Source organism: Stygiolobus sp. RP850M, from assembly GCF_037389295.1.
In the GTDB taxonomy this organism is placed as follows: domain Archaea; phylum Thermoproteota; class Thermoprotei_A; order Sulfolobales; family Sulfolobaceae; genus Stygiolobus.
In genome coordinates this window covers 1-22,671 of sequence record NZ_JBBHKU010000030.1, presented here as the reverse complement: position 1 = coordinate 22,671, position 22,671 = coordinate 1, and the positions used below count along the sequence as shown (strand labels likewise).

The 22,671-nt window shown below is 38.8% G+C and carries 24 protein-coding genes and 1 pseudogene; 9 read left to right on the top strand and 16 right to left on the bottom strand.

The window, feature by feature from the left end; genetic code table 11:
- Nucleotides 1-12 precede the first annotated feature (12 nt).
- The 4 genes from WIW52_RS02910 to WIW52_RS02895 form a co-directional block, all read right to left on the bottom strand.
- On the bottom strand, nucleotides 13-438 hold the full coding sequence (locus tag WIW52_RS02910) for a hypothetical protein (protein ID WP_337708503.1): 426 nt from the start codon (nucleotides 436-438) through the stop codon (nucleotides 13-15).
- Entirely contained in the window at nucleotides 438-1,097 is a 660-nt protein-coding gene (locus tag WIW52_RS02905) for a ParA family protein (protein WP_337708516.1), read from the bottom strand. Before WIW52_RS02905 ends, WIW52_RS02910 begins: the two co-directional genes overlap by 1 nt.
- A 95-nt stretch (nucleotides 1,098-1,192) precedes the next feature.
- Nucleotides 1,193-2,158, bottom strand: a complete 966-nt coding sequence (locus WIW52_RS02900; protein WP_337708501.1) for a (Fe-S)-binding protein — start codon at nucleotides 2,156-2,158, stop codon at nucleotides 1,193-1,195.
- Nucleotides 2,149-3,525 carry an FAD-binding oxidoreductase gene (locus WIW52_RS02895; protein WP_337708499.1) on the bottom strand — a complete coding sequence of 459 codons (1,377 nt, stop codon included), beginning with the start codon at nucleotides 3,523-3,525 and terminating at the stop codon, nucleotides 2,149-2,151. The genes WIW52_RS02900 and WIW52_RS02895 overlap by 10 nt, the downstream gene beginning before the upstream one ends.
- 43 nt (nucleotides 3,526-3,568) lie before the next feature.
- On the opposite strand from WIW52_RS02895, the gene WIW52_RS02890 reads away from it, so the two are divergent.
- Both WIW52_RS02890 and WIW52_RS02885 read left to right on the top strand, forming a co-directional pair.
- Nucleotides 3,569-4,549 carry an FAD-binding oxidoreductase gene (locus tag WIW52_RS02890; protein WP_337708498.1) on the top strand — a complete coding sequence of 327 codons (981 nt, stop codon included), beginning with the start codon at nucleotides 3,569-3,571 and terminating at the stop codon, nucleotides 4,547-4,549.
- Nucleotides 4,539-5,021, top strand: coding sequence for a hypothetical protein (locus tag WIW52_RS02885; protein ID WP_337708497.1), 483 nt, complete (start codon nucleotides 4,539-4,541; stop codon nucleotides 5,019-5,021). Before WIW52_RS02890 ends, WIW52_RS02885 begins: the two co-directional genes overlap by 11 nt.
- Here WIW52_RS02885 and WIW52_RS02880 read toward each other — a convergent pair.
- Nucleotides 5,018-5,947 (bottom strand): 2-oxoacid:ferredoxin oxidoreductase subunit beta, encoded by a 930-nt coding sequence (locus WIW52_RS02880; protein ID WP_337708495.1) that lies wholly within the window; start codon nucleotides 5,945-5,947, stop codon nucleotides 5,018-5,020. The two genes, WIW52_RS02885 and WIW52_RS02880, sit on opposite strands and share 4 nt — an antisense overlap.
- Nucleotides 5,934-7,817, bottom strand: coding sequence for a 2-oxoacid:ferredoxin oxidoreductase subunit alpha (locus tag WIW52_RS02875; protein ID WP_337708492.1), 1,884 nt, complete (start codon nucleotides 7,815-7,817; stop codon nucleotides 5,934-5,936). Before WIW52_RS02875 ends, WIW52_RS02880 begins: the two co-directional genes overlap by 14 nt.
- A 158-nt stretch (nucleotides 7,818-7,975) precedes the next feature.
- Here WIW52_RS02875 and WIW52_RS02870 point away from each other — a divergent pair, with 158 nt between their 5' ends.
- Nucleotides 7,976-10,069: a xanthine dehydrogenase family protein molybdopterin-binding subunit gene (locus WIW52_RS02870; protein WP_337708491.1), complete on the top strand. Its 2,094-nt coding sequence runs from the start codon at nucleotides 7,976-7,978 to the stop codon at nucleotides 10,067-10,069.
- On the opposite strand, the gene WIW52_RS02865 is transcribed toward WIW52_RS02870, so the two are convergent.
- Nucleotides 10,055-10,681: a hypothetical protein gene (locus tag WIW52_RS02865; protein ID WP_337708489.1), complete on the bottom strand. Its 627-nt coding sequence runs from the start codon at nucleotides 10,679-10,681 to the stop codon at nucleotides 10,055-10,057. The genes WIW52_RS02870 and WIW52_RS02865 overlap by 15 nt on opposite strands.
- Before the next feature lie 327 nt (nucleotides 10,682-11,008).
- Between WIW52_RS02865 and WIW52_RS02860 the strand changes: the two genes are divergently transcribed.
- Nucleotides 11,009-11,578, top strand: coding sequence for a hypothetical protein (locus WIW52_RS02860; RefSeq protein ID WP_337708488.1), 570 nt, complete (start codon nucleotides 11,009-11,011; stop codon nucleotides 11,576-11,578).
- A gap of 57 nt (nucleotides 11,579-11,635) precedes the next feature.
- Here WIW52_RS02860 and WIW52_RS02855 read toward each other — a convergent pair whose 3' ends face one another.
- Together WIW52_RS02855 and WIW52_RS02850 are read right to left on the bottom strand one after the other, a co-directional pair.
- Nucleotides 11,636-12,349 carry a carbon-nitrogen hydrolase family protein gene (locus tag WIW52_RS02855; protein WP_337708486.1) on the bottom strand — a complete coding sequence of 238 codons (714 nt, stop codon included), beginning with the start codon at nucleotides 12,347-12,349 and terminating at the stop codon, nucleotides 11,636-11,638.
- Nucleotides 12,346-13,476 (bottom strand): CBS domain-containing protein, encoded by a 1,131-nt coding sequence (locus WIW52_RS02850; RefSeq protein WP_337708485.1) that lies wholly within the window; start codon nucleotides 13,474-13,476, stop codon nucleotides 12,346-12,348. The genes WIW52_RS02855 and WIW52_RS02850 overlap by 4 nt, the downstream gene beginning before the upstream one ends.
- Before the next feature lie 50 nt (nucleotides 13,477-13,526).
- Here WIW52_RS02850 and WIW52_RS02845 point away from each other — a divergent pair, with 50 nt between their 5' ends.
- On the top strand, nucleotides 13,527-14,570 hold the full coding sequence (locus WIW52_RS02845) for an acetoin utilization protein AcuC (RefSeq protein ID WP_337708483.1): 1,044 nt from the start codon (nucleotides 13,527-13,529) through the stop codon (nucleotides 14,568-14,570).
- On the opposite strand, the gene purT is transcribed toward WIW52_RS02845, so the two are convergent.
- Both purT and WIW52_RS02835 read right to left on the bottom strand, forming a co-directional pair.
- Complete coding sequence (gene purT, locus WIW52_RS02840) at nucleotides 14,565-15,761, bottom strand: formate-dependent phosphoribosylglycinamide formyltransferase (RefSeq protein WP_337708481.1); 1,197 nt, start codon at nucleotides 15,759-15,761, stop codon at nucleotides 14,565-14,567. The genes WIW52_RS02845 and purT overlap by 6 nt on opposite strands.
- Nucleotides 15,762-15,819: 58 nt before the next feature.
- On the bottom strand, nucleotides 15,820-16,425 hold the full coding sequence (locus WIW52_RS02835) for a hypothetical protein (RefSeq protein ID WP_337708479.1): 606 nt from the start codon (nucleotides 16,423-16,425) through the stop codon (nucleotides 15,820-15,822).
- Between the two features lie 49 nt (nucleotides 16,426-16,474).
- Here WIW52_RS02835 and WIW52_RS02830 point away from each other — a divergent pair, with 49 nt between their 5' ends.
- A complete protein-coding gene (locus WIW52_RS02830) occupies nucleotides 16,475-17,119 on the top strand; it encodes a phosphatidate cytidylyltransferase (RefSeq protein WP_337708478.1) in 645 nt (214 codons plus the stop codon).
- Here WIW52_RS02830 and WIW52_RS02825 read toward each other — a convergent pair.
- Complete coding sequence (locus WIW52_RS02825; protein WP_337708477.1) at nucleotides 17,093-17,758, bottom strand: hypothetical protein; 666 nt, start codon at nucleotides 17,756-17,758, stop codon at nucleotides 17,093-17,095. The two genes, WIW52_RS02830 and WIW52_RS02825, sit on opposite strands and share 27 nt — an antisense overlap.
- A 71-nt stretch (nucleotides 17,759-17,829) precedes the next feature.
- Here WIW52_RS02825 and WIW52_RS02820 point away from each other — a divergent pair, with 71 nt between their 5' ends.
- Nucleotides 17,830-18,270: a hypothetical protein gene (locus WIW52_RS02820; RefSeq protein WP_337708476.1), complete on the top strand. Its 441-nt coding sequence runs from the start codon at nucleotides 17,830-17,832 to the stop codon at nucleotides 18,268-18,270.
- Here the strand turns inward: WIW52_RS02820 and WIW52_RS02815 are convergent.
- Entirely contained in the window at nucleotides 18,267-19,256 is a 990-nt protein-coding gene (locus WIW52_RS02815; RefSeq protein ID WP_337708474.1) for an FAD-binding oxidoreductase, read from the bottom strand. The genes WIW52_RS02820 and WIW52_RS02815 overlap by 4 nt on opposite strands.
- A 35-nt stretch (nucleotides 19,257-19,291) precedes the next feature.
- Between WIW52_RS02815 and WIW52_RS02810 the strand changes: the two genes are divergently transcribed.
- A complete protein-coding gene (locus WIW52_RS02810) occupies nucleotides 19,292-20,086 on the top strand; it encodes a hypothetical protein (protein WP_337708472.1) in 795 nt (264 codons plus the stop codon).
- Nucleotides 20,083-20,619, top strand: a complete 537-nt coding sequence (locus WIW52_RS02805) for a MogA/MoaB family molybdenum cofactor biosynthesis protein (protein ID WP_337708470.1) — start codon at nucleotides 20,083-20,085, stop codon at nucleotides 20,617-20,619. The genes WIW52_RS02810 and WIW52_RS02805 overlap by 4 nt, the downstream gene beginning before the upstream one ends.
- Here the strand turns inward: WIW52_RS02805 and WIW52_RS02800 are convergent.
- From WIW52_RS02800 to WIW52_RS02790, 3 genes and pseudogenes are all read right to left on the bottom strand, one after another.
- Nucleotides 20,605-21,999: a 4Fe-4S dicluster domain-containing protein gene (locus tag WIW52_RS02800; protein WP_337708468.1), complete on the bottom strand. Its 1,395-nt coding sequence runs from the start codon at nucleotides 21,997-21,999 to the stop codon at nucleotides 20,605-20,607. The genes WIW52_RS02805 and WIW52_RS02800 overlap by 15 nt on opposite strands.
- 59 nt (nucleotides 22,000-22,058) lie before the next feature.
- Nucleotides 22,059-22,340, bottom strand: a complete 282-nt coding sequence (locus WIW52_RS02795; protein ID WP_337708466.1) for a hypothetical protein — start codon at nucleotides 22,338-22,340, stop codon at nucleotides 22,059-22,061.
- 176 nt (nucleotides 22,341-22,516) lie between these two features.
- Nucleotides 22,517-22,671, bottom strand: a pseudogene (locus tag WIW52_RS02790) (IS5/IS1182 family transposase); the annotation flags it as partial.

The following is a 22,671-nucleotide window of genomic DNA, read 5'->3' as shown; positions in this document are numbered from 1 at the left end:
CATGAAATACCCTTAAATTTTCTTTTCTTCTTTAGCTAATTCCGTTGCAATTTTAAATAGTTCAGGATACATTTCACTTAGACCTTTCTCTAGGGCTTCTTTAGCTACTTTGCTCATTTTAAAGCTAGGTACCGTGTGATAGAGATACTGAAGCACTAAAAATGCCTGATAGCTCCATACACCAATCTTAGGATCCTTTTGAATAAACTCTTTCATTTTCTCCTTTATTACAAGCGATTTATCCTTCTCGGATTTTACATCTGGAGACTTGTCTTCCTTGTTGGAACTATTTAATTCTTTTGTAGAGTTTCCTTCTATTTTACTTATATCTTTTGTCTCAACAAGTTGTTTAACCTCGGTTTCAGAATTTTCTTTTTTTACCTCATTGCTCTCAACGTCACTTTTTTTTCTTTTTATTATGAGATCTAACTCACTCATCACTCGATCACCATCTTAGCTAACTTTTCGTAAAGACTTCCTAACTTAGGTTTCTTGACTCTGAACTCTTCATACCTGACTGCCGGAACGCCGAGTCTAGTGGCTTCAGAGAACAGTTTAGATTGAGGTATTGTGATATCTATACTCTTCACTGCAGAATAATCAACGTTTACAGCCTTTTTACTCATGTTAGTAACAGCGAAGGCTTTCTTGTTAAGACTTACGAGTCTAGAGTCAAGATTTTTTGCCGCCTCGAGCACTAATGGCTGCGGAGTTATCGGCGTAACGATCTTATCTGCTGCCATCATAGCTGATACTGACAACGTACCTAAGTTGGGAGGTGTATCTATAACTAGGTAGTCGAAAGATTCGGCTATCTTACGTAGAGTAGAGACTGTAGACTCTATATCTCCGTTAAGTTCCACCTTCAATAACCCAATGTGGGCAGGGAACATCTCGACGTTAAAAATATTTACGCTTTTACCTCCTAGGGGATAATCTTTCTTTTCTCTTTTTATTCCGAAGGATACAGTGGCTCCTCCCTCGGGATCCAAATCTATTAACGCTGTGTTTTTTGTTTTAGCTAAAGTATAAGCGAGATTTACGGAGGTTGTAGTCTTACCGACCCCACCCTTTTGGTTAATGACTGTTATTATCATGTCTAGACTCTTATCTTCACAGTCTTTAATTCCGATTCTTCTCATAATACTTCTTAGTCTAAACAGATAAGAGAAGAGTAAGGTAAAAAGACTCATTATTTAAAAATCAAATCAGCAATATGTATTGGGTTTAAGCCCATTTTAATGAAAGCAATAGAACAAGAAGGGTTTGTAGAGACTACTGTATTCACTCCGCTCTTCAGAGTCTTCTCCTTCTTAATTTGCATAACTTGACTAGCCATATTCTTATTAAAGATAAAGTAATCACCTCCAGCACCGCATTCGAAGGACGGTTCTTCAGCTTCTCTAATCCTAACCCCCATCATTTCTAAAACTTGTCTGTCATACTTATCGATCCCTGATAGGTGAGCGTGGCAGGGTTGATGTAAAGTGACTTCCATATCCTTTTTAGGTAATTCCTTAGCGAACTTGATTAAAAACTCTGAGAAGTCATATACGTTTAAACCCTTCTCCTTCATATGAGCCGAACAGTTAGACGAAAGAGAAACTATCGGCTTCTTAATTTCCTTCAGCTTGCTTATTAGCTCTTCAGCTCTCCTGGTCTCTCCTACATGAGTGTGGGCCAATCCACAACAACCGTTCAGAATCTTCACTCTATACCCTCGATTCTTCAAAAACCTCAACGCATTCTCCACAGTACTCCTAAAGACTACGGACATTATACATCCCGGGAACAATACCAGATCGTAATCCTCTTCCTCATAACTCAACGGGGTAAAGCCGTTCAACCTGAGTACGGGTTTTATAAAGGGAGTGAGTGTCTCGGGTCTCTCTAGCATTCTTACCAAAACTTTCTCTATTACGTTGGGTTTACGGACTGAAGTTATTATATCTGAGTATTTCACCCCGCTGGGGCATGCAAGTTCGCATCTCCTGCAGAACATACAAGTGTTAAGACCTACACTGCTAATACCTAATTTCACGGCTGTAATCCTACCGCGTGGTGAATGAGTTTCAGACCTAGTTATTACGTAAGTAGGACAAACCTCAAGACAGAACCCACAATGCACACATTTAGAAAGCTCTTCTTTTAATCCCATTCCCATAACACCTTTAACTCTCTCGAATTTACTTTACAATTACCGAACATCTTACACGGATTGAACAAACCTTCCGGGTCGAACGTTATTTTTAACCTCTTCATTACGTCCAAACTTATCTCGTCGTAATATACTCCGAGATACTTAACCTTCTCGATCCCTATTCCGTGTTCACCCGAAGGCACACCGCCGTTATTTATCACTAGCTTTTCTATTTCATCACTCGCCCTGACTGCCCTATAAAAGCTATCGAAGTCCTCCGGATTATAGGAAATTAGAGGGTGTAGATTACCATCCCCTGCATGAAACACATTAGCAATATAGACATTATATTTCATGGATATCTCCCTGATTTTTTCTAATGTTTCAGCCAAATTGCTTCTCAACACGTTACAGTCCAGAGTTATATATGCGGGGGATATAGTTCCCATAGCAGGAAAAGCACCTTTCCTTGCATTCCAATACTTCGACTCGTCCTTAGTGCTTATTATTTCTCCTCTATTATTACTTATCACATATTTCACTCTACTCTCTTCCTCGGATACTTGCGAACCGTCAAGCTCTATTAATAGCAGTGCTTCACTCTCTGGCAGACCTGCCTTATATCTGCTCTTTTCTATAGCTATAATCGAGTATCTGTCCATCATCTCTAAAGCCGAAGGTATTACACCGCTTCTGAATATCTCCACTATCGTATTCGCTGCATCCCTTAATGAGTTAAATGAAGCTATTACACTTTTTTTCTCCTTAGGTCGCACAAATAATCTAAGTCTAGCTCTAAGTATAGCTCCGAGCGTGCCCTCTGCCCCTATAAATATACTACTAGGGTTGAGAAACGGTGAAGGCTTAAATTCCTCAATCTCACCGTTCGGCAAAATTACCTTTAATCTTATTACACTATTGTAAGTAGGGCCGTACTTAACAACATGAATACCTCCCGAGTCATGTGATATATTACCTCCGATACTTGAAACTTGGTAACTTGCAGGATCTGGTGCGTAAAATAAGTGAGAAGGAGCGTTTTTAGTAACTATGGCGTTAACTATACCCGGACCTACTTCTATTTCTAAGCCTTGTATGCTGTATACCTTGTTAATCCTGCTTAAGCCTACAACTACTTCATCGCCATTAAGCGGAACTGTAGCTCCACTAAGACTGGTACCTGAACCTCTGACTATCACTTTCTTTCTCCGTGAAATTAACAACCTTATTACCTTAACGACCTCTTCTTCGCTTCCCGGTAGAATAACAAGTTCTGGTTCTCCCTTAACAGCGGATAGACCGTCAAAACCGTATAGCCTTTTTTCATCAGAAGAAATCACCCATTCCTCTCCTACGATCTGCTTTAGCTCGTCAATTAATTGCACAAGCTTAAATTGTTATTATGGTTTAAAATGTTTATACACAATCATGAAATGTAAGGAATTGTTTGAACCTACAAGTTATGAAGAGATCTTAGAAATCGTAAGAAACGCTAATAATAGCGGTAAGAAAGTTCACGTTCTGGGACTGGGAACTCACCACGTAGTTGAAAAACCATTCGAAATTTGTATATCCACTATAAGGTTAAACAAAATCTTGGAAAGCTCCACTTCCGACCTCTACGTGTCTGTTCAAAGCGGGGTTAGATTCAACGACCTTCAAGAACATCTGTCCAATAACAACTTGTTCTTTCCTGCATTTTACGAAGGTACTATCGGCGGTCTAATATCAACTAATTTACCCTCACCGTTCTCCCTATGGTACCCTTATCCTAGAGACTTGATATTAGGGGCGAAAATAGTCACCGGTGACGGTAAATTAATAAAGAGCGGGGGAAAGACTACCAAGTTCTCCAGCGGTTACAAGATTTGGAAAGCTCTCTCGGGGGCCTTAGGAACCTTGGGTATTTACCTAGAACTTTATATCAAAGTTTTACCTAAACCCGAGAAAATAATATCAATAAAAGTCGACAGACCGGAAGATATTGTACGAGAAAACCCGTGGGGAATAGTATCCTTTCTAGACTCTTCGAAGATCTCCACCTATGCAATTTTTGCAGGATTTTCAAGTTATATTGAAAAGATCTCAAAAAACTCAGAAGTAATAGAAGGCATTTTACCAACGGGTATGAGATGCGAAAGGATCTACGGGGTAGTTACAGCCAGAGGTGAAGAATTACAACTTTTAAAAAAATTCTCCTCTGGGATAGCGTTTTACGGAAGTGGATATGTTAGAACGTGTGACGAAAAAGCTCTTTCATTACGCGGTGAGGATTACACTGTAGTGATCGAAAAGGGGTGTAGAGATGGTGAGGATTGTTTGGGTTATTCTTATACCTCTCTAAGGTTACTGAAAAATTCATTAGATCCAAATCACGTTTTATGTTCGGGTATAGCTTTTGACTGTTGAAGAGTACTTCTTAAATTATAACGGTGAGAAGATTTTTGTAGTCCTACTAGGTTTTGCATCTAACAAGTACTACTTCTATTATCCGAAAGGCGATACGCTAGTAATTATTGATAGTGAAGGAAAAGTTGAAATGAAAGAAATATTAGAAGTAGTAGGCACAGCTCCAGCAGGGTTTAAGGTCGGAGAAGTAGTTGAACCTTGGGAGAAAGTCAAGGCAAGACCGGTAGTATGGAGAGTATTAGATAAAGAAATACAAGCTGATAACATTTACACTGTTTATTCAACCTTTCAAGACTATAAAATTCTTGAAAGCTCCGTTCCAGATAGGTTAAAGTCGTTTTTCCTTAGAGATCAAGATCCATGGGAATATAAGGACTGGTGCTGTGTCATGATCGCCTCACAGAAAGACTTAACAAACTTGCCGCCTACTTTCAAAAAAATTTATTTAAAAAACGGAAAACTTGAGATCTAATTCTCTACTTTCTTCTCTTTCAGGATCTCGTCTATAAGGGTATTTAATTTACCGTCTACATCAATTGGTTGAGAGGAGGGGTAATACTGATGGTAAGAAGGCGCAGTTTGGCTAATTCTTTCCTCAAAAGATGGGATTATTTCGTTCTTATAGAATACTCCAATGGGTATCCTATCTCCCCACTCTAGACTCTTCTCTAATGCTTTCTTTAGCTTATCCTTGACCTCGTTCTCATTCCTCGCTACTGGATCCCAGTCAGACTGTTCCTCGAGTTTATACACCCTTTTGTCGTACCATTCCTTAGTGTTTATATCATTATATGTTGGACACGGTTGAAGTACATCTATTACTGCTAAACCCTTGTGCTTTATAGCCATCTTTATCAATTCTTTGAGGTGTTTAACGTCATAGGCGTACCCCCTAGCCACGAAGGTGTACCCAGAGGATAATGCCAAGAATAGAGGGTTAATCGCATCGTTAATATTGGGCTTAGGTAACGACTTAGTCTTTATTCCTCTCAGAAGTGTAGGAGAGGCTTGCCCTTTTGTGAGACCATAAACGCCGTTATCGTGAATTATTACCGTAATATCGATATTTCTTCTTCCTACTGAAACAAAATGACCGACTCCTATTCCCAGTAAGTCCCCGTCTCCGCCATTCACTATTACTTCCAGCGAAGGATTAGCAAGCTTGATTCCAGTTGCAAATGCTATTGCTCTACCATGTAGAGTATGGACTCCAGAGATTGGTACCCTCATGAAGTGCGGTAGTTTACCAGAACATCCAATTCCAGATACGATTACAACCCTTTCTAAATTTAGTCCTAGCTCCATTATTGCTTGCTGTTCAGCACTAAGTATGCCAAAATTACCGCAACCTGGACACCAGTCACTCCACTCAGGTTTGAACTGTTTAAGCGCCTCCATTTAAAACCACCTTTTTAACGTCCTCTTTAATGGTTTGCCTTAACGCACTTTCTAACTCGTCCTTCAGGAACGGCCTTCCATTCCACTTCAAAATATAGTTAGTAGGCATAATTCCAGTAAACATTGTTATGAGTTTTGAGGCTTGAGCTAAGTAATTTCCTTCAACAGCAATTATTTTTTCCTTATCACTGAGCATATTTGATACAAGCTTTGTAGGGAAAGGAGAGAACATTCTGAGTTGTAATATCAGAGCGTCAATGCCACCCTCGTTGATTACGTCTTCAAGGACTGAACCCGCAAATCCCCATGTAACTATGACATTCTTGGAATCAGTATCTCCGAATACCTTAACTCTAGACTCTTCTGGAATTTCACGGTCTGCTGTCTCGAGTTTTTTCATCCTTTTCTCATACATGAATAATCTGTTCTCAGGGTCTTCAGATATGTGACCCATCTCGTTATGTTCGTCCCCTGTATAATACATGAGAGCTCCTCCTAAAGGCGCTCTCGTTGATATTCCGTCAGATGTCAACATAAACCTACGATATGTGGGGTCTGCTTTATATACTATCTTACCCCTATCTGCTTTTAGCTCTTCTAACTTAAGTTCCTCCCTAGGTATTGTAGAATAGGAGTTAGCTAGAGTTTTCTCTACAAGGTGTATAACGGGAGTTTGATACCTCTCTGCCAGATTTAAAGCCCATACCGCGTCCCTAAACGCTTCCGCGTGGTCTCCAGAAGCTATTATTATTTTTGGGAATTCGCCGTGTCCCGCAAACATTGGGAATAGGAGATCCGATTGACCGGTTCTTGTAGGCAATCCCGTAGAGGGACCACCTCTTATATAATAGGTGATAACAACGGGCACTTCATTCATCCCTGCCCATCCTAAACCCTCAATCATTAATGAGAATCCTGGCCCAGACGTTGCAGTTGCTGATCTTACACCTGCTAATGCAGCCCCTATTGCCATGTTAACCGCGGATATTTCGTCTTCAGCCTGGACAACTACTACAGTACCTTTAATTTTATCGCCAGTCTTTGGATCTGTCATCAGAACCTCTTGATGAGCTTCTATAAACGTGCTTTCATCCGAGGCAGGGGTAATAGGATAATATGACTGGAATCTGAGGCCACCGTATATTTTTCCTATTGCCACTGCTGTGTTCCCATCCAACCAATATCTCTCACTATTGGTCTTCAACGTTCTAAGGTTATAGACCGAGTCTGTTAGCGAAGAACCTTCCTCTATAGCTCTTGCGTTTAATTTCCTAAAAAGCTCCTGCTTAAACGTTCTATTACTCGCTTTGATTAAAATCTCTTGTTCTAATCCCAAGAGCTTGTAAGAAACAGCTATTCCTATAGTGTTTTTGACCCTCTCTACAACGGATAAGGGAAGCTTAAACTCGTCGGCGATTTTCTTAGTTATCTCTTCATAATTCACTGGAATTAACTTAACTCCTTTTTCTTGGGCTACCTTAAGAGCTGAATATACTGTCACTTCTTGAGAGTCTATGCGAAGAGACCTTCTTATTCTATCCTTAGTTTCTTCCTCCATTGCCTGAATAGAATCTAACTTAACATTTTCTACGGACTTATTGTATATCAAATAAGATGTAACGTCTGTAAAGTGGTGAAATATTGTTTCCGCGTCAAAGGATACAAGGATATCTACCTTTTGTGTATTGCTCTTTACTCTCTTATCTGAAATCGTTAGCGTGAAGTAACTATGCCTACCTTTTATGTTAGAATAATACTCTCTGTTTCCGAATACATAATACCCAGCTGAGGCTATGGCATTACCGAAAATAGTAGCCGATGTATCAATCCCAGTACCTTGTGCTCCTCCAATCATCCATGTTAATCTCATACCACCTTATAGTCTCGATATTCCAGAATATAAATAATTTTGTAAATCAAACTAAACAATTGTTGAAAAATAAAAATTCTTTAAATAATTCTATTTATCTCATGTAGAATAGATCGATTAAAACAATGCTTTAAATACATTAGCACATTTACTTACACATGAGACGAAACGACGTATTAGATTTGCTTGCAGGAAAAGGAAATTACGTAGACGATATACCGTATAAAGGTTATTTCGGTGTTTTCGTAAGGAGTCCATATCCCCATGCCAGAATTCTCAAGATAGATACAGAGGAAGTGATAAGGAAAGGAGGGCTCGTATTTACTGCAAAAGATCTCTATTTTAATAAAGGCGAAAAAGGAGAGAATGAAGGCTCTGCACTCTTGACTCTACCCTTGGCTTTCAAAAAAGTAAGATACGAAGGAGAGCCTATAGCACTTATCATAGCCGAAGATCCTTATAAAGCACAAGACCTTGCGGACTTGGTTAACATTGACTATGAAGTTTTACAACCGGTTTCTAATGTAGAGGAAGCGTTAAAGAATGAAGTACTGGTTTTCGAGGAGCTCAAGACTAATGTGGTATACGAAAAGACTTTGGAATACGGCACTATTCCTTTTGGCGACAAGGAGTTAGATTTAGACCTTTATTGGTCTAGGTCTTCGGGAAACCCTATAGAGACCTTTGGTGCAATAGTGTACCCAGACGGAACAGTTTACTCTAATGCTCAAGCTCCAAAATTTTTGGCTGAAGAAATTAGCAAAACAAGCGGAAGAAAAGTCAAACTAGTGCCTCTCAGGGCCGGAGGTAGTTTTGGCTCAAAGTTTTCATTAGCACCTTACATTTCCGTACTAGTCCAGGCTTCGGCTAAATTTAACGTACCTATAAAATGGATAGAGACCAGAACTGAGCACTTAAAGGCATCTAACAGTTCAGGACCAGAAAGGACTTTCAAAATAAAAGTATACTACGAAGAGAACGGGTTAATAACGGGGTTAGACTTTACCGTGTTTGAAGACATAGGTGCTAGCTTGTATAACGGACAAGCTTTCAAGCCTTCTGGTATTTTAGCTGGGCCTTACAAAGTAAGAAACATCAGATACAGTGCTAAACTTATAGCAACTAACAAAAATCCGCCGGGAGCATTTAGAGGAGCTGGCACCCCACCCCACACTTGGGCTTTAGAAAGGATAATGGACACATTAGCGGAAGAGCTTGGAATAAGCAAGAGCGACATCAGAAAGAAGAACTTCATAGACAGTTTCCCATATGAGGCTCCTTACACACTATATGACTCAGGAGATCCGAATAGACTGTTATCTTTAGCCCTCGAAAGAACTGACTTATGGAACTTAAGAGAGAAGGGTTATGGTATTGGGTTGGCTTGTTCTACCGATCCTAGCACTCCATCAGGAACAGAAGGTGTTAAGATGGAGGTCAGAAACGGTAAAGTAGTCGTAAAAGTCGGTTACAGTCCGGAAGGACAAGGGAACGAACATACGGCTGTAAAGCTAGTCTCACAGTTTTTAGGTATACCAGTAGAACTAGTTACCGTAGAAACGATTGACAGCGACTCCTCTCCCCCTTCATTTGGCCCCGGAGGAAGCAGAATGGCGGTCTTTATGGCTGGTGCAATAAAGGGCGCTGTTGAGGAGCTGGTAAAGGTGATTTCCCAAAGGATAAGGAAGGAGTACGGAGAGGAAGTCGAGTTCTCAAATGGTTACTTCATCACTAAAAACGGAGATAGGCTATACATTTCCAAGTTTGACGGAACAGAGGTAACGTACACATTTAACCACCAAGGGAAGTACAGATTTACAGCTTATCCGTTCGCATGTGATATAGCAGTTGTTAAAGTGGATAGGGAAACTGGGCTAATTAAACCAGTAAAATTGATAGTATATATAGACCCGGGTACCCCTATTGACGAAGAGTTAGTTAAAGAGCAAGTAATAGGAGGTTCGGCTATTGGAGTTTCGCTTGCGTTATATGAGGCATACAAGTACGGGAAACAGGGTGAATTACTCACTACTTCATTAATAGATTACGGACTTCCGTCAGCGTTAGATTTGCCAGAATTTGAGATTAATATAGTTCCAACAGCATCACCTTATACTCCGTTAGGTGCAAAAGGTATAGGAGAGATCCCAGTGGGAGTAGCAGCTGCTGCAATTACGAGTGCAGTTGAAGACCTAACAGGGAAGAAAATAAGAAGTGTACCTATTGACAAGGAAATCCTATATACCGGGTAATTTGTAAATGATACCGTTTATTATAGACTCTGCGTCAAGTTTTTTATTGGCCTTATAATCGTAGAATAGTTCAGCCTTACTCTGAGGATCGATTGTATTCCCGTTAATCACCTCTTCCTTACTTGCCTTCCCTGATATGATCTCGTATTCTAGGTTTTCTCCATTACGTGTAATTCTCACTCTATTAATCCACGGATATACGTTGTTCGCAATTACTGCTGTGAGAAGATATGTATCTAAGGTTGGGGCTAGATTGACAATCACTTGCTCCTTAGACTGAAGAACTTCAGAAGTGTTACGAAAATCGGTAAATATGTTTCTCTTCCTTTCATAGTTAATCACTACTCCATTTTCGAATTCAAGTATTATGTCGTCCTCATTCTGAGTGTTTATTTTCTGTTCAAGTTCACTAAAGGTAGTATGGGGCATAAAGGTGAATCTGACTTTACCTCTGAGGATTATAGCTCTAGGTGGAACCCAATTATTTCTCACTATTGTGACTTCCACATTATCTATTGGAACTGCATAATAAATGTATTGAATATATTTTTTGTTTATGATTTTATCTTTTACACTTGTTAGCTTTTGTTCGTCTTCAACTAGAGTTTTCACTGCGTCTTGAATAAACCTTTCTCTATTGAATTTATTTTCCTGAAATAATTTACCGAGTTTATTATCTAATTTTTTGATTAAATTTCGTAACAATCTATCCTCAAGATAAAATGTAATAATTGGCTGTAAATCTAATTTATTTGAAAATTCAATAGTTTTCTCAACTAAATTTTTAATTTCATTTTTTGAGCTTAAAGCACTTAACGATTTCACACCAAACTCTCATAGTGGAAAAATATATTATTTCTGTATCTGAAACACTATGAAACAGTTTTTAACCTATGACATCTTAATAAGGGTGAAACACGAAGTATGTTATGACCAAAAATGAAACCACTACTCCTCTTACTACTAATAGTGACAAGTGCCGCAGCGACTGGTGTAATGCTAGCTGGAATGCATGGCTACGGACCGCTATCATATATATCATATAATGTAATACAAACTAATAATAATAGTAATAATAATAATACTGAAATAATTCCTGCATACATAAATCTAGGCAATATAACAGCTGGTGAAACGGGAACAGTATCTGCAAACGCTACTCTTGTAATTTCATCTAATGGAACTTATGAAATAGAGTTATTAAACACAGAAAAACTGTCTAAAGTGTTCTCCTCGTTCAATGTCACGATAAACATCGGAAACACTACACTAACTTTAACTTTATATCACGACAATCAGGAACTCAACTTAACAGCAGGTAAGTATAATGTAATAATAACGATACATTACAAAGTGGCTGATAACCCAAACGGAGACTTGCGTGTAAATAACGAGTCTCTACTATTAATTCATCCTTATGGACACCATGGAGACCATGGACACCACCATTCACAGGGTAATTCACCATCAACCGATAATTCGCCAGACACATCCACTGAAGTTAGTTGAAAATTCAATTAAATCCTAAATAGTTTTTTATTTTTTAATGATTATTTCTCTAGGAATTCAAATTTCGTTTATTTCAAAATTAGAGTACTCCTTTAGTCTGTTTACTCTTAAATCCATATAATGAAGCGGGTTTATGTCAACTAACAGGAAGTTTTCAGAAGATCCCATTTCTGCAACTTTTTCAGCGTATACATATTTACCTCTTTTCACGGGAACATATACCACACTTTTACCTGAGTATTCTGGTAACTGTAAAGCGTTGGCGTTGACAATTGCTAACCTATTTTCGAGTACTCTAACTCTAAGATAATCCCTCCAAAGTTCCAACCCATCCTGAGGAATCTTCGATGGTACTAGCACTACTTCGACGCCCTTTACGAACATCTGCCTTATTACCTCGGGAAAGTCAACGTCGTAGCATATGACTATACCAATTTTTACACCTCTATATGTAAATATAATCGTCGAAGACCCGGGAAAAAGTCTGTTTTTTTCGTCTTCATAAAGATGTATCTTTTTAGCTATTCCTTTTACTTCACCGTTCGGGTCTATGACCGGTGAAATAATTGAGACACCGTCTTCTACGGCTCCAGGTATTACATAAGACGTGTACTTTTTAGCAAGTCGTTGGAAATCCACTAAAGGTACATCGTCTAAGTGCTTAGTCCATTTCTCAGGCAACAACACTATTTCTGCTCCCGCCTTCAGTGCTTCCTCAGTAAGTTGTACTGCTGAGAAAGTACTAGTAGGCTGAACTATTGCAAATTTCAACTCTCCTCTGCCTTTGGTTTCCTTCTAGTGGTCTCCATTTTTCTTAATTCCTTCTGCACTCTTTCTTCTAACCTTTCAACTGCTTTTCTTACGGCAGTTACCGGATCCCAATCACTGTCCTTAGTTACGAAGTCGCCTACTTTTGTTACAGCTCTAGCTGTTACTTGATATAGCTTCTTACCTTCACTCTTGGACTCCTCTTTAAACGTCACTTTAAAGTTTATAATGTCCGTGAGTTTCTCTAGTCTCGAAAGGTACCTCTCTAATATACTATCTATGAGAGCTTTCATATTCCCTTGTTTTAATTCACTTGTCAATCTTGCCTCAATAGGTATCTCCATCTGATACTTTTTAGCGATGATGGCTATTGCGTCAATACCACTAAACATACCTACTAAATATTCCCCTTCTAGAACCGGCATTCCAGATATCTTCTTAGACAACATTGTCTCTATCGCCTTTTCTACAATATCGTCACCTTTTGCGGTTATAACTGGGTAACTCATTATCTCCTTTACGGGTAATGCCATCAACCTCTCTTCCTCTGTGAGGATTGAGGATTTTTTCTTACCCCCACTACTGTAAAGCCTATCTACAATATCCTTAGCGGAGATGATTCCAGAAACTTTCTTTTCTTCCATTACTGGTAACTTAGTCACGTTGTTATTACTCATAAGCCATCTAGCTCTTGCTACCGAATCTTCAGCATTAACAGTTATAACTGGTGAGTTCATGTATTCTCTAACCCTTGCTTTCGCAAAGTCACCACTACCTAAGAAATATGAGAGTAATCTCTCCCTAGTGATTATACCCACTAATCTTTTCTTATCATCAACAACTGGAATAGCCCTAGCCTTAGCCGTGTAGAACTTAGCCACTACTTTCTGAATATCGTCTTTTTCGCTTACCGAAAGTAAAGGACTCATAAGGTTTATTACTTTAGACTCGGGACTGATCCTTTTTCTTAGGAGATCATTATAACTTAGCATCCCCACGACTTCTTTTTCTTTAATTACGGGTACTACCCACTGATTATTTTCCCTCATCTTACTTACTATTTCCCTTATCCTATCGTTGTAAGTTGCTACTACCTTCGGTTCCTCGATTAATTCTTTTATACTCATCATGGAAAAATCCAGTTCTACACTTATATAGTTTTTCAACGTAGATAATTGTAATGCACAAGACGGCATTCGTATGGGATGATCGTTATTTGGACTATTCTTTCCCTGGGATTCATCCTTTCAAATCACTCCGTGAATCAATGACGAAAAAAATACTTGAAGAAAGAGGTGCATTTCACCATATAGATCTCGTAAAACCGGACATTATACCCGAGGAATTGTTGTACAAAGTTCACTCAAAGGAATATGTTGAGTTTGTGAAGAAAAAGAGTGAAGAAGGAAGAGGATATTTAGATGACGGTGATACACCGGCGTTTAAAGGTATATTTGAATCCGCTTTGGTTAGGGTTAGTGGTACTGTGACCGCCGTAAAATTACTTGATAGATATGATCACACGATAAACATAGGCGGAGGATTCCACCACGCGAAATACACTTCAGCTTCCGGATTTTGTGTATTTAATGATGTAGCCTTAGGGATAAAAATAGCCGAGGAAAAATTCAACAGAATAGCTCTAGTAGATATAGACGGTCATCATGGTGATGGGACACAGCTACTTCTTGCAAATGATCCTAAAGTCCTTAAAATATCCCTTCACATGTACCATAAGGGCTTCTTCCCCGGTACTGGAGACGTTGACGAAATAGGAGAAGGAGATGCAAAAGGGTTGACTATGAATATTCCTCTACCACCCGGGACTGCAGATGATATGTATTTATATGCATTCAACCAAGTTGTGGTACCTAAGCTAAATGGGTTTAAACCGGATCTAATTGTAATCCTGAACGGGGGAGACTCGCACTTTACTGATCCTTTAGTTGAGTTAAAACTATCTAACAAAGGTTATTTAGACTTGATTAGAACTCTCCACAAGCTTGCTCGTGATTATGATGCTAAGATTGTTATGACCGGAGGTGGAGGTTATAATTACGAGTCAACGGCAAAAATATGGGCATTATCTACAGCGGAGTTAGCAAATTTAGACTTCACGGAGTTCTTGGAACTTGAGGATTGTTGTTACTTAGCCTCATCAGAATTCGTGAAGGAGAGAGTAGAGGAGATAGTAGAAAAATTAAAGAAAATTCATGGATTATGATACTAGTATAAGTGACGAAGCCTTTCTAACTTTCTCTTTAGCTTCCTCTACATCCTTACCAGTAGCTAGGACAACGCCCATTCTCCTTTTATAGTAAGTAGAGGGTTTTCCGAAGAGCCTTATTTGAACACCAGGAATTTCTAGAGCTTTCTCCACATTAATGAATTTAGGGGCCCACTTTTCATTATTAGCCAAAATAACGTGAGCTGCTGCAGGTGTTACTAACTTGACCTCTGGAGTTGGGAGTCCTATTGCACTTCTCACGTGGATTTGAAACTCGTTAATATCCAGACTTGCCATCGTCACTAGCCCAGTATCATGGGGTCTCGGAGATACTTCACTGAAGAGAACTCTATTACCGCTAATAAGTATCTCTACACCGAATACACCGAAACCACCTAGCTCGTCAACAACTCTCATTGCATATTCTCTAGCTCTGGCTACTACGTCCTCTGGAACAGTTGAGGGATGCCATGATTCAACGTAGTAATATACGTCTTTAGGTCTCTGATGTTCTATCGGAGGTAAAGTCTTCGTCTGAACTCCTCCGTCAATCAATGGGTACCTATATGTAAGTACTGTAAGCTCTCTATCAATGTTTATGAACTCCTCGACTATAACTTTACTACTTTTTCCTCTGGCATGGGTCAATGCCTCCTTAAACTTTTCCTCGACTTCAGATTCACTATATATTACCTCATGACCATGCCCGCTTGAGCTCATCTCAGGTTTTATTATACATGGATAGCCTATGTCCTTACATGCTTTTTTAACCTCCTCTGACGTCTCGGCAAAGGCATAAGCAGTAGTAGGCACTTTTACCTTCTCAGCAGCCAACATTCTAAGGTCTAGTCTGTTCATACAGATCTTGACGGCTCTAGCGTTAGGAATTACTCTAAAGCCCTCTTGTTCTAGATCCAGCAATGCGTCAGTATTAATTGCCTCTATTTCAGTAATTATAGCGTCTGGATGTTCTTTTTTAATTATACTCCTTATTGCATTACCATCTAACATGTTCACTACATACTTTCTATGAGCTACATGCATCGCAGGTGCCATATCATATCTGTCCACTACTACGGTCTCTAAACCCATCCTCTGGGCTTCTATCACCATTTCTTTACCCAGTTCTCCTCCGCCAAGCCAGAGGAGTTTTTTTGCACCTTCGAGAAGAGGCGTACCTATTTCCATACCCTCTCTTTACTTGCTGAATTTAAAAATTCACCTATTAGCATAGGTAGATATTTACTTAACTAATTAAACTCCTTATATACCTCACTACCCTCTCATAGTCCTTTAAAAAGTAGTTAAAACAAACCCACCTTGAGGTCTTGCATTTGCCAGCCCAAGGGAAAACTATAACACCTTTCGAATATCTTCTCTCGTAGTCCCTAATTTGTTCTAACTCGTAAAGTCCCACCTTTGCTTCTACCACTACTTTATCTTCAACTAACATGTCCGGTGTATTATGGAATGTTAAACCCAGTTTAGGCAATGACATAATTCCCGAGTTTTTGTACCTCTTAACGTTAAAGTAAGAGGATAAGACGGAATATACATGTTCCTCAAATACGTAACCGGCAAGTTGATTCAGTTTTAGTATTCTTATCTTAGGATCAGGAAAAGCTAAGGCATAATTTTCGTCAACATCGATTCCCGTAGCTTTCTCGAGCTCTTTTAATTTATTCAGGTGAGGTATTTCGTTTCCAAATAACTTGAACTTCACATCTTTTAGTTCTAAACCGCTATTACGATCGTAAACCTTGATAAGAAAGTTACTTACTGTTACTATGACATCTCCCTCTTGGGAAGGTAATAGGTAATCTCCAATCCTCTTATACAAAAAGACTTGCACGAGTAAGAATAGCTGAACTTATAATTTAATGTAACAGCTTTCATTATTGATGTTATTAACGATAAGAGACGTTGAATGGGGTATTGCATTAACAATATGGGTAGCTACTGTCACTCTTTACATATCAAAACTCATTAGCAAAATTACAACGACCTATGTTGCTAGAAAAGTAATACACATGTTAGGAGGAGGTGTTGTAGCCGTACTTGCACCTTTTGTTTTCACCTCTCCGCTTGTCCCTATTATAGCATCTTATGTTCTGATGGCATATTTAATATTTCACAGAGCGAAGAAAAACTACCTTAACTGGTTTCAGGATGAAGGAAATAGAGGCGAAGTTTACTATACTTTTTCTTTCGGAACATTACTCTTGATTATGGAATTTCTCGATCACGACTACTGGTTAACTAAAGACGTATTCATTCCCTTGTTGCCAATTTATTACATGTCTTTCGGAGACGGTGTAACTGGAATTATCCGCAATTACGTGTACAAGAGGAGAGTGAAGGGATTTTGGGGAAGTGTAGGAATGGCTATCGTGTGTGTTCCTCTGGGTTATTACTTTTTCGGTATATACGGTGCAATATCTGGAGTAATAGCTACGCTAGTTGAGATCGCGCCTTTTTTGGACGACAACATAGGAGTGCCTTTTATATCGTTTGCCTTCTTATACTTGGCTATAAAAGTGTTTTAACGTGGAGAAATTCTTTATATCAATCACTTTTACGTCTAATGATTTAGTGTTTATAGTTATTATACCGTTAATCTTACTCGTCTTAACGTCGTCAAGAGTTACATCAGGAGATTTACTGTATTTCCTTATTAAGAACATTACTTTCCTGATATCGTCCTCCTTCCTTTCTTCTGGAGGGATTAATAGTGGCTCTGGAATTGGGGGTATGTAAAAGGAAGGAACGGCTATATAAAACTCGTGACCAACATTGCTATACCTAGCTGTTTTCAATGCTAATCTACCCATAAGGAATTCCTCAGCTGAAATAGCGTTGGTTGGAGGTACGTAACCTGTTTCGACTTCAATTGAAATATCTATTCCCTTTATTGCATATATATCTACTATACCACCCGCTACTTCTACTTCCGCATAAACTTTAAACCCTTGATTTAAGAGGTGGGCGGCCAATATGATCTCTAAAACGGAGTGATTTATATTCAGTACTCCAGTCCTATGAAGACCAATAATTTTCTTCACAATATCGTCAAGACCATAAAGAGTACCGTACTTATCAATTACCTTCTTCTGAACTGAGGTAATGTCCCTAACGTAATCCATTTTCATATCGAACCCTCTCTCAGTCAGGGAAGCGGTCTTCATCAGCTCTGTAAACCGTCACATCATCATTATTTAGAATCAAATTTATCACACTGGGTATATAAAGAGTTATCATGTTAAGCTGGATATTAGGCTCTCCTGCACCTCCTTGGCATTACCTAAGGGACATGTTTGAAGATTACAGAAACGTAGCCGTTTATCTAGATACTAAGGGAAAAGTAGAGTTAGTGAAAGTTAGTGATCTCGATGAGTTTCACACTCCTACTTCTGTATTAGTAAACGGGTACTATTTGTTAACGCTGAAGCCCTACTACATCAAAATGAAGAAATTTGTAGCTTTTCCTACAACGAGATTAAAAGTAGTTAAAGAACTCTTAAAAAACTACGGTTGGAGAGCTATGGAATTTTATTACGGGGAGCAGTTCTTAAACGCGTGGGTAGTATATGACTGTGAAGACTGTGAAGAAAGACAAAGGCTCCATTTAGAAGTAAACGAAGAAGAACTAAAGGATGAGGAGTTGATAAAAAAACACCTTGACATATATAGAAGTTAGAATTCATGAGGCTCTTTACTTATCTTAAACTCTGTTACTCCGTTAAATCTGGACGCGGAATAATCCTTGTCTTCCTCCCCCTCTATAATGAAACGGAAGAGGAGCCTCGCCAACCCTGGACCTACCTCTGCTCCGTATCCGTTAAGGCCCCCTATGTAATATATCTTATCGGTAAGTTGACCGTAAACTGGTCTCATATCTGGAGTTCCCTCACAGTAACCTTCCCCTTTATAGAACGGTACAAGGGGTCCTAACCTTTTACCCGCAGCTTCTACAGCCCTTTTGTCACCAGCTTGTGGTGTAAATGGAGAACACTCAATGGTATCGCCGTCTCCTATTATGGAAAGGAAAGAACCGATTCCTAGTACCGGTCTCGAATAAAACCCGAGTTCGTAGTCGTATACAAACACTTTATCTAACTCTCTTTTTGTAGTAAGAACAGCCCAAGCCCAACAATAGTAGCTCTTAAGAGGAAGTTTAAAACTTGTAGATACCGAGTTCCATGCACCAGAAGATAATATTATGATGTCAAATTTCCCACTAATCTCTTTCTCTTTGCTAATGAAAATCCTACCCTTAGCGTCCACATACGCATTACCATAAGAATAAGGGACAGAGTCTACGAAGTTTTTGACACCAACAAGTCTGTCGGTCTTCTTACCCTCTATGGCTGAAGTATTCAACCAGTCCACGTATAATTCTCTAACTTCAAAGCCCCTCGTCAACCAATCATCGAATACCTCTGAAGGTATTTTCCCTATAGTATAAGAGGAATACGAAAACAAAGGTACGTTATGAGATCGATAGAAATCCAGTGAATCTAAAGCTAAATCTATGTCCTTCCCACGAAGTAATAAAGAATGAATCAGGGTAGGATAAAATTTCCTAAAGCCCGACTCTATTACGTAGACTTGGTGTCCTTTTTCCCTGAATAGATAATATAATGTGCTACCAGTTATTCCTCTTCCTATGATTAATATTTTCACAAGATTTAAAGACTGGACGAACTCCTTTAAAGCTGATGATTACTGAGGGATATTTTCTCGTTTATGACAACGTGATTTGGGCAGTTAAAGGCTGTTTTCATCCTGATGGTTATGCTGTAGCTATTCCTCGATTGTATAAGGGTAGAAAAATCAAGAAGTTAAACGAAGCGTTAGTCCTCGTTAAGCAGAAATTTCAGCATCTATTAAAATACCTAGATGAGATCGGTTTCGAAGTTCCACTAGTTCCCTTAGAAGAAAGTGTTATCCTCGATCCCTTCGATCCTAAGAAAGAAAGACCCGAAAATGTTAAAAGATTTCTTAGCTATTTTAACGGATCAGTAGGAATAACAGGTAGCTTACTCTACGCTAATAAGTACAATGATATGGATTTTCTCTCATTCAATCCGGATCATTATTACACCCTACTGGAACTAAGAAGAAGAGGAGTTACGATCCCACTAAATGCTTTAAATGAAGAGGAAGTTGAAGTGCTTAGTAAAAGGGATTTTGAAACCCTAAAAAGAGATAGAGTACTTGAGGGAATATTTAATGGCACACCTTACACTTTCAAGATTGTAAAATGTGTAGACTTTGGATTGGTAATAAGACAGAGAGAATTCAGGGGAATAATAGAGATCATTAAGGCGAAAAAATCTTATACTCTCCCTGTCATTTATGAAACGACACAAGGTCTAACTCTGACCTCTTTTAGGACTAGATTCACCGAAATTAAAGAAGGCACAAGACTGTATGTAGACGGAATATTACTCGAAAGAAATAAATTCCTCGACCTTGACTTAGACTTAGCCAAGGAGGTTAGGATTATATGACTCATGCTCACGAAAAACACAGAGAACATGCCCCTAAACAGATAAACTTTTACATAATAACGGTAAGCACGTCAAGATACGAGAAACTATCTAAAAAAGAACCCGTTGTTGATGAGTCTGGTGATGTTATAAAACAATTAGTTATTGAAGCCGGCTACACAGTCGTAGGCTACTCCTTAGTCCCTGACGACAAGGTTAAGATACTTAGAGCATTTGCGGAAGCACTAGACGATCCAAGGGTGGACGTAATAATCTCCACTGGAGGGACTGGATATGCACCTTCAGACCAGACTGTAGAGACCATAAGACCTATTTTTGATAGAGAGATCGAAGGTTTTTCTGACGTATTTAGAAATATCAGTTTTGATGACCCTAAGGTGAGGGCTGCAGCGTATTTAACCAAAGCAAGCGCAGGGATAATTGGGAAAAAAGTCGTCTACTTATTGCCAGGGTCTCCAGACGCTGTTAGGTTAGCAACAAAAGAATTGATTTTGCCAGAAGTAGGACATTTACTTTATTTAGTTAGAGCCTAAAATTTTATTTACCTCTTTTATAATAACTTCTTTATCCTTCTCATTTATTTCGGCAAATTTATCCATAAAGAAGTAAAGAAACAATAACTCTTCTTTGGTTAACCGATTGAGCTGAGTTGAGATTATCTTGTCAGCAACTTTTTTGAAAAGCTCCTCAGCTATATCCTCGTACCACTTTGAGTCATCCATTAACAAATCACCTTCCTCTACTCCTTGGTGGAGTTTTGATATTATGTTCTTTAACGCCTCTAAGTTTAGAGTGGGAAAGACTGTGTCTAGTGGGGTCTTTATATTAAGTTTCCTAGCAGTTATGGGGCATAAGGTATATTTAGCTGGTAACTTACTTTCAACAGTTTTACCAGATATTTCCTCTAAGAAAGCCAGACTGCATTTGTTTAATTCTTTCTTTCTTGTCTTTATTCCAAGCATACATGGGATATGAAGATTTTCTCCCTCTATATCTGTATCTGGTAATATCAATTCTTCAACGAGGATAATATCGATTATTTTAAATCTCTTTATAGGTTGTAAATAGTGGTATTCTTCTGGAGTTATAGTCAATATTTCATTTACTCCCTCTAATTTCTTAGATATATTCTCCCAATCAACCTTATCCAGCAACAAGTCTAAGACGTTAATATCCAGTTTTATTAGACCAACTTTTTTCCCCTTAGAGTGAAGATAAAGCAAAGCCCTGATTGCTCTATCTTCAAAGCCCTTACTTATAGGAGTAAGTACTATTACCGAAGTAGCAGGTAGTTCCCTCACTTCTGGTAATGAAGTGTCTATTTTATTATACCTTGCATACTTCCTTAAGTCAGAAAGTATATCAAGCTTAGAGGGACATACATCAACACACTTTCCGCACATATGACAGTTTATTAAACCTTCCGCAAATCCTAATGGTTGTAGCACGTAAAGCCCTAATGGAGTATAAATTGGAGAGCCCATCATTTCCCCGTAAGGACATACATCAACGCATCTGCCGCAAAGTACACACCCGTTTAAATTGTTCTGTGCATCCGAGTCCGAATAAGATGTTAATGGGATTGTGTCAATGAATTTTAACGTAGTATTGGAGTAAATGACAAAGTAGATTTTTGTTCCCCTGAACCGAAGTATTGTTCTCTCGCTTCGTTTCAAGTTTTCCTTTATCTGAAAAATACCGTTAAGGTCAGTAGTACCGTAATATCTATACTTATGTCTGGGAGACAAATCTTCATACACCGGATCTACTTTCTGTAAGTCAGAAACGTACTTTAACAAGAGTTGCTCTCTAGTGGACGGATAAGCGACGATTAACTTAGCTACTCCCCCTTGAATGTTAATTGTAATATCTCTAAACGCTGGAAAACCGGAGGAAAACCGGAGGAAAACCAACTCTTTAATTTGTATAATATTGCGTCTATGTCATCTGTAGTATAACCTTTGTTAATTAATTATTTTAGCTCTTTCTTAATGTATACAGTGTATATTATACCTCCATTATATTTCCCTGTATATTTAATTCCGTTAAGATACCCTTCGATCTCTACACGATCTCTAATCAGTCCAAATTCATTAAATCCGAACCCAGCATCACCAAAGAATACACTACCGCCTACTGAGAAATCAAGATTACCGAATAATTCAGGGCTATACCTAATTACATCCCTCCAAGGAGTACCAGCTAATACTCTTAGCCTATCACCTAAATCCTCAACGCCCTTCAGCCCAGTCATATCTAATATTTCATTACCTTCTATACCTCTAGAAAACTCATATCTAGGGATCCCTCTTAATTTAGATAAATCGGAATAAGGTGCTTTGTTGATCTCTTCAATTTATTTCATAAGCATGATATGATACATTGAGAATTCTTTAGTAATTAATATTTATTTCAACGTTATTCGCAAGCTCACACCCTAATACCCGGAGCTCTACCAACTAAGGAATTAGCCAAGTGGACCATCCACGCATAAGCCCAGAACTTGAGCTTAGCCTCAACCACTTGTCCCAAAAAGCTTGTAGCCCTGACGGATTCCCCAAAAGTGCGCTTCACAGCTGAGAATA

What these genes read in the sequence shown, in the direction of transcription:
- WIW52_RS02910 (WP_337708503.1), bottom strand. Translation starts at nt 438, where the DNA reads ATGAGTGAGTTAGATCTCATAATAAAAAGAAAAAAAAGTGACGTTGAG.
- WIW52_RS02905 (WP_337708516.1), bottom strand. Translation starts at nt 1,097, where the DNA reads ATGATAATAACAGTCATTAACCAAAAGGGTGGGGTCGGTAAGACTACA.
- WIW52_RS02900 (WP_337708501.1), bottom strand. Translation starts at nt 2,158, where the DNA reads ATGGGATTAAAAGAAGAGCTTTCTAAATGTGTGCATTGTGGGTTCTGT.
- WIW52_RS02890 (WP_337708498.1), top strand. Translation starts at nt 3,569, where the DNA reads ATGAAATGTAAGGAATTGTTTGAACCTACAAGTTATGAAGAGATCTTA.
- WIW52_RS02880 (WP_337708495.1), bottom strand. Translation starts at nt 5,947, where the DNA reads ATGGAGGCGCTTAAACAGTTCAAACCTGAGTGGAGTGACTGGTGTCCA.
- WIW52_RS02875 (WP_337708492.1), bottom strand. Translation starts at nt 7,817, where the DNA reads ATGAGATTAACATGGATGATTGGAGGAGCACAAGGTACTGGGATTGAT.
- WIW52_RS02870 (WP_337708491.1), top strand. Translation starts at nt 7,976, where the DNA reads ATGAGACGAAACGACGTATTAGATTTGCTTGCAGGAAAAGGAAATTAC.
- WIW52_RS02860 (WP_337708488.1), top strand. Translation starts at nt 11,009, where the DNA reads ATGAAACCACTACTCCTCTTACTACTAATAGTGACAAGTGCCGCAGCG.
- WIW52_RS02850 (WP_337708485.1), bottom strand. Translation starts at nt 13,476, where the DNA reads ATGATGAGTATAAAAGAATTAATCGAGGAACCGAAGGTAGTAGCAACT.
- WIW52_RS02845 (WP_337708483.1), top strand. Translation starts at nt 13,527, where the DNA reads ATGCACAAGACGGCATTCGTATGGGATGATCGTTATTTGGACTATTCT.
- purT (WP_337708481.1), bottom strand. Translation starts at nt 15,761, where the DNA reads ATGGAAATAGGTACGCCTCTTCTCGAAGGTGCAAAAAAACTCCTCTGG.
- WIW52_RS02830 (WP_337708478.1), top strand. Translation starts at nt 16,475, where the DNA reads ATGTTATTAACGATAAGAGACGTTGAATGGGGTATTGCATTAACAATA.
- WIW52_RS02825 (WP_337708477.1), bottom strand. Translation starts at nt 17,758, where the DNA reads ATGAAGACCGCTTCCCTGACTGAGAGAGGGTTCGATATGAAAATGGAT.
- WIW52_RS02820 (WP_337708476.1), top strand. Translation starts at nt 17,830, where the DNA reads ATGTTAAGCTGGATATTAGGCTCTCCTGCACCTCCTTGGCATTACCTA.
- WIW52_RS02810 (WP_337708472.1), top strand. Translation starts at nt 19,292, where the DNA reads ATGATTACTGAGGGATATTTTCTCGTTTATGACAACGTGATTTGGGCA.
- WIW52_RS02805 (WP_337708470.1), top strand. Translation starts at nt 20,083, where the DNA reads ATGACTCATGCTCACGAAAAACACAGAGAACATGCCCCTAAACAGATA.
- WIW52_RS02795 (WP_337708466.1), bottom strand. Translation starts at nt 22,340, where the DNA reads ATGACTGGGCTGAAGGGCGTTGAGGATTTAGGTGATAGGCTAAGAGTA.